The organism is Mesorhizobium sp. B2-4-17 (assembly GCF_006441275.1).
GTDB lineage: Bacteria > Pseudomonadota > Alphaproteobacteria > Rhizobiales > Rhizobiaceae > Mesorhizobium.
In genome coordinates this window covers 133,271-142,211 of record NZ_VFUX01000016.1, presented here as the reverse complement: position 1 = coordinate 142,211, position 8,941 = coordinate 133,271, and the positions used below count along the sequence as shown (strand labels likewise).

Genomic DNA, 8,941 nt, shown 5'->3' with positions numbered 1-8,941 from the left:
GCCGTGCAGAACTTGTCCCATAACGCATCCTTCCAGTCGGAAGAAAATATCGCACCATTAAAGCTCGGGATCAAACAACTAGGGTCTGCGGGCGTCGCTTCGCTCCTTGCTCCGCCCTAGAATGACGAAGGATAGGATAGGGTGGCGCTCTTCGCCCACACAGGTCTTTCGGGGAGATGTCCGGCAGGACAGAGGGGGCGAAGGAACTCTACGTCTCTATCAACGCCCCTCACCAATCCATCACCACCTTGCCCGAGCTGCCGCTGCGCATCGCATCGAACCCAGCCTGATAATCGTCGATGCCGATCCGGTGCGTGATCAACCCCGACACATCCAGCGGCCCCTGCACCAGCGCGATCATCTTGTACCAGGTCTCGAACATTTCGCGCCCGTAAATGCCTTTCAGGTGCAGCATCTTGAAGATGACCTTGTTCCAGTCGATCTCGAAGCCGGTCGGCGCGATGCCGAGGATGGCGATCTTGCCGCCATTGTTCATGGTGTCGATCATGTCGCGGAAGGCGGGTGCGGCACCCGACATCTCAAGGCCGACGTCAAACCCCTCCGTCATGCCGAGCGCCGGCATGACGTCGCGCAGCTTTTCCTTGGAGGCATCGACGACGTGCTGGACGCCGAGCTTTTTCGCCAAGGCCAACCGCACCGGGTTGATGTCGGTGATGACGACTTTCCTGGCGCCCACGCATTGCGCCACCAACGCGCCCATGATGCCGATCGGCCCGGCGCCGGTGACCAGCACATCCTCGCCGACCAGATCGAAAGACAATGCGGTGTGGACGGCATTGCCGAGGGGATCAAAAATCGCCGCGACCTCGTCCGGCACGTCATCGGGGATCGGTACCACATTGTGCAGCGGGATCGCCAGATACTCGCCGAAAGCGCCCGGCCGGTTGACGCCAACGCCGAGCGTGTTGCGGCAGAGATGCCCTCGCCCGGCGCGACAGTTGCGGCAATGGCCGCAGACGATGTGCCCCTCGCCCGAAACGCGCTGGCCGACCTTGTATTCGGTGACCGCCGCACCGAAATCAGCGACGGTGCCAACGAATTCATGGCCGGTCACCATCGGTACCGGCACCGTTTTCTGCGCCCACTGGTCCCAATTGTAGATGTGGACGTCGGTGCCGCAGATCGCGGTCTTCTTCACCTTGATCAGCACATCGTTGGGGCCGATCTCCGGCACCGGCACCTCTTCCATCCAGATGCCCGGTTCGGCCTTGGCCTTCACCAGTGCCTTCATCATGTTCGACATGCTTTTGTCCCTTGAATCTCTTGATCCGGAATCGTTTTTCGGTACCGGCCGTTCAGGAAATCACGCCCAGTTCCTTGCCGACCGCGCCAAACGCCGCCACCGCGCGGTCAATATCCGCGGTGGAATGCGCCGCCGACATCTGGGTGCGGATGCGCGCCTGGCCCTTCGGTACCACCGGAAAGGAAAAGCCGATGACATAGATGCCGCGTTTCAGCATGCGTGCCGCCATCTCCTGCGCCAAGTTCGCATCGCCCAGCATCACCGGTATGATCGGATGATCCGCTCCCGCCAACGTGAAGCCGAGCTTGCCCATTTCGGACCTGAATCGCGCCGCATTGGCATATAGGCGCTCGCGCAAGGCATCGCCATGGCGGATCAGGTCGAACACCTTGATCGAGGCGCCGGCGATCGCCGGCATCAACGTGTTGGAAAAGAGATAGGGCCGCGAGCGCTGGCGCAGCCAGTCGACCACCTGGCTTTTGCCCGACGTGTAACCGCCGGACGCGCCGCCGAGCGCCTTGCCCAGCGTGCCGGTGATGATGTCCACCCTGCCCTCGACACCGCAATGTTCGGCCGAGCCACGGCCATTCCTGCCGACGAAGCCGACCGCATGGCTGTCGTCCACCATCACCATCGCATCATATTTGTCGGCGAGATCGCGGACCCCCTTGAGGTTGGCGATGATGCCATCCATCGAAAACACACCGTCGGTGGCAATCAGACGAAAGCGGCAGTCCTTCGCTTCCTTCAGCCGCGCTTCAAGGTCGGCCATGTCGTTGTTGGCGTAGCGAAAGCGCTTAGCCTTCGACAGCCTGACACCGTCGATGATCGAGGCATGGTTCAGCGCATCCGAGATAACAGCGTCTTCCTCACCAAGCAGCGTCTCGAACAGGCCGCCATTGGCGTCGAAGCAGGAGCCATAGAGAATGGTGTCTTCCAGGCCCAGGAAAGATGAAATCGTCGCCTCGAGCTGCTTGTGCTCCTCCTGCGTGCCGCAAATGAAGCGCACCGACGCCATGCCGTAGCCATAACGGTCGAGCGCCTGCTTGGCCGCCGTTCGCAAATCAGCGCTGTCGGCGAGGCCCAAATAATTGTTGGCGCAGAAATTCAGTACTCTCTCGCCGCCGACCTCGATCTGCGCCGACTGCATCGAGGAAATCACCCGCTCGGACTTGTAGAGGCCGGCGGATTTCAGTCCTGCAAGCTCGCTGTCGATATGGGAGAGAAATGCTGCGGTCATGATCAGGCCTCGTTTGACGTGGGCAGACTGTCGTCCCCCCAGCGCAAAAAATCCATCGTAAAAGCGACCGGATCGGGTGGCCGGGCAGCATCGGCTGAGACGCCACGGGTATCGCTCAAATGATCATGCGGGGACGTACGGGACGACGAATGTTCAAATGCGGGCCGACCGCGCAAGAACCCGATAACCATTTCGCGATCTTTACCCCTTTGCCCCTTGCCGGCCGACCGTCGATTTCCAGTCCTGTTAACGTTTACGCTTCAATGGTGCTCACACAGGAATCCGTTGGCGAGAGGCCGCCCCCGAAAATGTCGCAGCAGCCGGTGCAAACCGTTTCAGGCAAGCTCATCCTGCTGATCAAGGCCGGCTATTGGCTGGCGCTGCTGATCATTGCCGCCATGGTGGCGGCCTCCTTCGTCCTGCTGCAGCAGACGATGGCCACGCAGCAGCACAACCACACCTTGCTCGACATCGTCGGCACGCAGAAAACATTGTCGCAGCGCATCGTCTTTCTTGCCAGCGCAACGGGCGCCGCCTCTCGCGACAAGCAGCCGGCGCTGGTCAGCGCTCTGAAGCAGGCTACGGCAGAGTTCGAGACGAACTACGATCTGCTGCTCAAGCAGACGGGGGCGAAGCCGGAATCGCCGGCCAAGCTCAATTCAAAATCGATCGAGAGCGTGCTTTTCGCCAAGCCCTTCCATCTCGACTATTTTTCGGTTGGCCTGATCGCAAATGGCGACCGTCTGGTCTCCGCCTTCGAATCGCAACTCAACCATCCCGACAATGGCGGCTACAAAGGCGGCGCCGAACGCGTCAACCTGGATGCCTCGGTCGCCAATGCCACCCTGTCGGGCTATGCCGCGCTCGGACAGCGTATCAGCGCCGATGCCGACGAGCGCTCCGAAAAGCTGCTCGCCCTCCATCGCACGCTCTTCTTCGCCACCCTCGGCGTCATCCTGCTGGTCGCGCTGTTCATCTTCAGGCCGATGTCCAACGCGATCCTGCGCAAGACGCGTGAACTGGTCGATGCGCGCAATTCGATGGCCTTCATCGCGGTTCACGACGGCCTGACCGGCCTGCACAACCGCACCTTCCTGACCGACCATTTCGACACGCTGATCAAGGGCGCGCATCGCCGGCGCGAACGCTTGGCCGTAGTCCAGTTCGACCTCGACCGCTTCAAGCAGATTAACGATACGCTTGGCCACGCCGCCGGCGACTACGTCCTGGTGGTGACGGCGCAGCGCATGCGCGATTCCTGCCGGGCGTCGGATCTGTGCGCGCGGCTCGGTGGCGACGAATTCGTGATGATCCTCAATGGGGCCGGCAGCACCGAAGATATCAACATGCTGGCACGGCGTATCCTTGCGCACATCAATGAGCCCATCATTTTCCAGGGCACCACCATTCTTCCTGGCGCCAGCGGCGGCATCGCCGTCTATCCGATCGATGCCGACAATGCCCAGGACCTGCTCGTCCATGCCGATCTGGCGCTCTACTCAGCCAAGAAGATGGGCGGCGGCAACTTCTCGTTCTTCTCGGAGGAGCTGCGTCGCGAGCTCGACTACCGCAAGCAGCTCGAGCATGACATCAAGGTCGCCATTTCGGAAAAAGCGTTCCAGGTTTATTTCCAGCCGCAGGTTTCCCTGACAAACGGCACCATCAGCGGCATCGAGGCCCTCGTGCGCTGGAACCATCCCAAGCGCGGCATGATCTCGCCGGGCGAATTCATTCCGGTCGCCGAGAAATGCGGCTTCATGCCGGAGATCGGTCGCATCGTGATCAGCAAGGCGATCAGCGAGGCAGCCGAATGGAACCGTGCCGGGATTGCCTTCGGCCGGCTTGCCGTCAATGTCTCTGGTACCGAGTTGCGCGAGCACGATTTCGATACGTTCCTGTTCGAGACACTGGAGAAGGCCGGATTGCCGCCACAGAAACTGTCGCTGGAAATCGTCGAGTCCGTCATCCTGGACGATGAGAAGACAGGCATCGCGGCCAAGCTTCGTCACATCAGGGCAGCCGGCGTCCATCTGGAGCTCGATGATTTCGGCACCGGCTATGCCTCGCTGAGCCACGTCAATCCCAACGAGATCGATCGGCTCAAGATCGATCGCCGCTTTGTCCAGAACATCCATGAGAACGGCGACAACTCCAAGATCGTGCGCGCCATCACAGAACTTGCCCGCGGCCTCGGCATCTCGATCGTCGCCGAGGGCGCCGAAACCGAGGCCGAGCTCGACTCGCTGATGGCGATCGGCTGCGATCAGGTGCAGGGCTATTCGATCGCCTTCCCCATGCCGCACGACAAGGCTTTGGAATGGCTGACGGCCCGCATGCCGAAGAAGGCCAGGCTGACAGTGCTGCAAGGCAGCCTGGCGTAGGTAGAGCCCGGCCCGCCTTGAAAACCAGCCACGGCGATGGGCCACTGAACGGCACCAGCAACATCCTCGACGTGCTGGAGGTGGAGCAGGCTCCAGCAACGCTGTTCATGGTCGGCATGCATCCTGAGGCCGGTGCATCCAACAGCGCGCTGGTCCGGCGCGCCAATCGCTGGCTACGATTAAAGTGATGGATTGGCCGCGGGGGGCGGCGGAAGGACCTTCAGCAGATTCAGCATTGGCACCCCAGAGGTGCAAAATGGCGCTCGTTTTCCGTCAATATCATCAGCCCACGAACCTCAGCCGTCGCGGCGATCGCTATATCCTCGTATCCTGGCCGATGTGCCCTTGCACGGTCGACAATCGCTCCGGCGGCATTCGCCGCGCGCAAATCAAAGGGAAGAATCCGCGCTCCATAAAGACACTCGATCGCCTGCCACCAGTCGCGGAGCAAAGCGGCTTTCGTGGTCGCTCCTTCGCGCTCGGCCTTGGCTATTCCGGCTGAGATTTCGGATGCCGTGACAACGGACAGGAATAGATGTTCCGAAACAATGCGGTCGTCACATCCCGCCGACATTGGCACGCAACAACGCCAGCATGTCCGCGAACTCCTTCAGCCGTTCGTCGGACAACCCTGCGCGAAGCCGCTTGTCGAAGACGAGCGCTGCTTGCCGCAACGTCTCGAACAGCGTTTCACCCGCCTCTGTCAATTCGACCAGATGAACCCGACGGTTGACGGGATCGCGGCGGCGGGTCAGCAGGCCCTGTGTCTCCATCGCGTTGAGATGATGGGTCAGTGTCGCCCCCTGAATGCCGATCATGTCGGCGAGTTCGCGCTGGTTGGCCTGCTTGCTCGACTTGACAGACAGCAGCGTCAGCCAGACCGGCAAGGTCCCGCCCGCTTCAACCAAAGCGGCATCGAAGGCTTGTGCAACAAGCTTGGCTGTGCGGCCGAGATTCATGCCGACAGGCGGGCGTTCAAAGGGTGTCATTGCCGGACACTAGAGCATGATGCCGAAAAGTGTGAAGCGGTTTTCGGACGACGTCATGCTCTATCTCTTTGATCTAGAGGCGCATTCAGATTTCAGGTCGATCGACCTGAGAGCATCCGGCTCTAGATGGTGTTTTCCCATGGATGGGGAACAGGTTCGCGATTATACATTGACATCTAACAGTTAGATATCTAACTATTAGGCGCAGCAAGCGAGAGAGGAGAGCCGGCATGCAATATGTCTACATCGTCGTCATCGGTCTTCACGTCATGGCGGGAGTGTTCTGGGCTGGCACCACCATCACGCTTGCCCGCGATCCAGAGATCAAGGCGGAACGCTTCATCCAGCCGCAGATGGGCGCGGCCGGCATGGTCTTCCTGATCGGGGCGCTGCTGTGGTATTTTTTCCACGGCGCCTATTTCGGCTCGATGGAAATGGTGTTGGCGCTCGGCATCCTGGCCGCATTCGCCGCCGCCGGCGTGCTCGGCGCCATGGTCAGAGCGCCCAGCAGGCAGCTTGCCGGCGCCAATGCGGAAATCGCAACTCGATTGCGCGCCAGAATGGCGATGGGCGAACGCATCGCCGCATGGCTGCTGGTGGTCACCGTGCTGTGCATGGCGACCGCCAGGATGATCTGAACATACGCTTACAAAGATCGCACGTTGCCCGGCGATGAGCCAATGACGTGCGGGCGCGCGGCCAGGCCGGCATAGATGGGCTCTCGTATGCAGGCCAGACCGCGCGCCACCAACGCCGACGCATCTCGGCCGTGCTGTATCACGATCTCCGGCAAGATATGCGCACGGCCTGCGTCCACATCATGCGGGCACAGGGCGCGTTGCCGAAATCGGTCGCGCCGGGCGCATCCAGCATCCAGATCATAAGGCCGTTCAACATGCCGATCTAGGCGGGCCGCGGATCAGATCCGCAGGCCGAAACGGATCCCGTCATAGATGGCGGCATGGATGTTGCGCGAGGCGACGGCGTCGCCGATACGGAACAGCACAAACGATCCTTGCGGATTGCGTGCGGGAAAGATGTCGCCGCCGTTGACCAGGCGTTCGTAGTCGACCGCGCCGCCGTTCTTCGCGAGCGGTTTCAGCGAGAGATAGAGGTCATCGAGCGGCACAGTGCCGTGCTCAACCACCACTTGGTCGACCCTGCGTTCCCCGCGCCAGCCATCGGCAAAATCCGAAGCGAGTTCCGCGACCAGTTGATTGCCCTCGCGTCGCACTGAACGCAGGCGCGTGTTGATGGTGACTGTGACACCCCTTTCCTGGAAGGCCCTGACATACGGCACGTGGTTCATGCCGCCCATTTCCGGCGCGAAGAAGCGTTCCGGCGAAACCAGTTCCAGCCTCGAGCCGCTGTTGGCGATCAGTTCGGCCGCGCCCATGCCCTGATGGCCGCCATTGTCGTCATAGAGCAGCACATTTTCGGCCGGCTTGACGCTGCCGGCCATGATGTCCCAGCTCGATGTCACGAGATTGTCGCCCGCCGTCAGCGGTGGGTTCTGGGGCAGGCCGCCGGTGGCGATAACGATCACATCTGGCGCCAGCGCCAGAACGTCGTCCTTCTCCGCCCAGGTATCGTAGCGGATTTCGACGCCGAGCCGGTCGAGTTCAGCCAGGCGCCAGTCGATGATGCCGATCAGTTCCTTGCGGCGCGGATTCTGCGTCGCCAGCCGCACCTGGCCGCCCGCTTGTGACGACGCCTCCAGGACCGTGACTTGATGGCCGCGCTCGGCCGCTACGCGCGCCACCTCCAGTCCGCCGGCACCGGCGCCGACGACAACGACTTTCTTGCTCGGCCCATCTGTCTTGACGATGATGTGCGGGATATCGGCCTCGCGGCCGGTCGCCGCGTTGTGGACGCACAGCGCCTCGCCCCCCTCATAGATGCGGTCGAGACAATAGGTGGCGCCCACACATGGGCGGATCTCATGTTCGCGGCCTTCCATCACCTTCCTGATGATGTGCGGATCGGCGATATGTGCTCGGGTCATGCCGACCATGTCGAGCTTGCCGGTGGCAATCGCGTGGCGCGCCGTAGCGACATCGGAAATGCGCGCCGCGTGGAAGGTCGGGAACTTTGTCGCCGCCCTCACCTCACCGGCGAAATCGAGATGCGGCGAAGACCGCATGCCGGTCACCGGGATGACCTTCGTCAAGGCGGCATCGGTCTCGATCGAGCCGCGGATGATGTTGAGGAAATCGACCTTGCCCGAACCGGCCAGCCGCCTGGCGATCTCGATGCCCTCCTCCTTGGACAGGCCTTTCTCGAAATCCTCGTCGGCGACCATGCGGATGCCGACGACGAATTTGTCGCCCACCGCCGCCCGGACCGCGTCCAGCACCATGTCGGTGAAGCGCAGCCGGTTGTCGAGCGAGCCGCCGAACTCATCGTCGCGGTGATTGGTGGCCGGCGACCAGAAACCATCCATAAGATGGCCGTAGGACTCGAACTCTATGCCGTCGAGACCCGCGGCCTGGCAGCGCTGGGCGGCGGACGCATAGTCGGCAACGATGCGCTCGATGTCCCAGTCCTCGATGGTCTTGGGGAAGGAGCGGTGTGCGGGCTCGCGCACCGGCGAGGCCGAGAGCACCGGCAGCCAGTCGGCCTTGTTCCAGCCGGTGCGGCGGCCGAGATGGGTGATCTGGATCATCACCACGCAGTCGTGTTCATGGCAGGCATCCGCGAGTTCGGCGAGCCACGGCACGATGCGGTCGTCATAGACATGCAGATTGCCGAAGGCGGCAGGGCTGTCGCGCGAGACGATGGCCGAGCCGGCGGTCATGGTCAGCGCCATGCCGCCCTTGGCCTTTTCGGCATGATAGAGCCGGTAGCGTTCTTTCGGCATGCCGTCCTCGGAATAGGCCGGCTCGTGGCTGGTCGACATCACCCGGTTCTTCAGCGTCAGATGTTTGAGCTGGTAGGGTTGGAGAAGCGGGTCGTTGCTGGTCATCGTCTTCCTGCCGTTTCAAATTGTGCTAATGAGCGCCCAAATGCGCCGCAGCCAACTGGATGCGGGGCTTGTTCGACCTTTGTTTCGTGTTCGCTGCCGTGG

8 protein-coding genes are annotated in these 8,941 nt (G+C 61.7%); 3 read left to right on the top strand and 5 right to left on the bottom strand.

Annotated features, from left to right (window positions below; all coding sequences use genetic code 11):
- Window positions 1-229: 229 nt before the first annotated feature.
- Both tdh and FJ548_RS14850 read right to left on the bottom strand, forming a co-directional pair.
- Complete coding sequence (gene tdh / locus FJ548_RS14855) at window positions 230-1,264, bottom strand: L-threonine 3-dehydrogenase (protein WP_140613230.1); 1,035 nt, start codon at window positions 1,262-1,264, stop codon at window positions 230-232.
- Between the two features lie 52 nt (window positions 1,265-1,316).
- A complete protein-coding gene (locus tag FJ548_RS14850; protein WP_140613231.1) occupies window positions 1,317-2,504 on the bottom strand; it encodes a glycine C-acetyltransferase in 1,188 nt (395 codons plus the stop codon).
- A 308-nt stretch (window positions 2,505-2,812) separates the two neighbouring features.
- On the opposite strand from FJ548_RS14850, the gene FJ548_RS14845 reads away from it, so the two are divergent.
- Complete coding sequence (locus FJ548_RS14845; RefSeq protein ID WP_140778218.1) at window positions 2,813-4,885, top strand: EAL domain-containing protein; 2,073 nt, start codon at window positions 2,813-2,815, stop codon at window positions 4,883-4,885.
- A 17-nt stretch (window positions 4,886-4,902) separates the two neighbouring features.
- Window positions 4,903-5,073: a polysaccharide deacetylase family protein gene (locus tag FJ548_RS30445; RefSeq protein WP_246671639.1), complete on the top strand. Its 171-nt coding sequence runs from the start codon at window positions 4,903-4,905 to the stop codon at window positions 5,071-5,073.
- Window positions 5,074-5,114: 41 nt separating this feature from the next.
- On the opposite strand, the gene FJ548_RS14835 is transcribed toward FJ548_RS30445, so the two are convergent.
- A complete protein-coding gene (locus tag FJ548_RS14835; RefSeq protein WP_140778224.1) occupies window positions 5,115-5,459 on the bottom strand; it encodes a PIN domain-containing protein in 345 nt (114 codons plus the stop codon).
- Window positions 5,443-5,874, bottom strand: coding sequence for a MarR family transcriptional regulator (locus FJ548_RS14830; protein ID WP_140613233.1), 432 nt, complete (start codon window positions 5,872-5,874; stop codon window positions 5,443-5,445). Before FJ548_RS14830 ends, FJ548_RS14835 begins: the two co-directional genes overlap by 17 nt.
- 230 nt (window positions 5,875-6,104) lie before the next feature.
- Here FJ548_RS14830 and FJ548_RS14825 point away from each other — a divergent pair, with 230 nt between their 5' ends.
- Entirely contained in the window at window positions 6,105-6,512 is a 408-nt protein-coding gene (locus FJ548_RS14825) for a hypothetical protein (RefSeq protein ID WP_140778217.1), read from the top strand.
- A gap of 281 nt (window positions 6,513-6,793) precedes the next feature.
- Here FJ548_RS14825 and FJ548_RS14820 read toward each other — a convergent pair whose 3' ends face one another.
- On the bottom strand, window positions 6,794-8,839 hold the full coding sequence (locus tag FJ548_RS14820; RefSeq protein WP_140778216.1) for an NADH:flavin oxidoreductase: 2,046 nt from the start codon (window positions 8,837-8,839) through the stop codon (window positions 6,794-6,796).
- Window positions 8,840-8,941 lie beyond the last annotated feature (102 nt).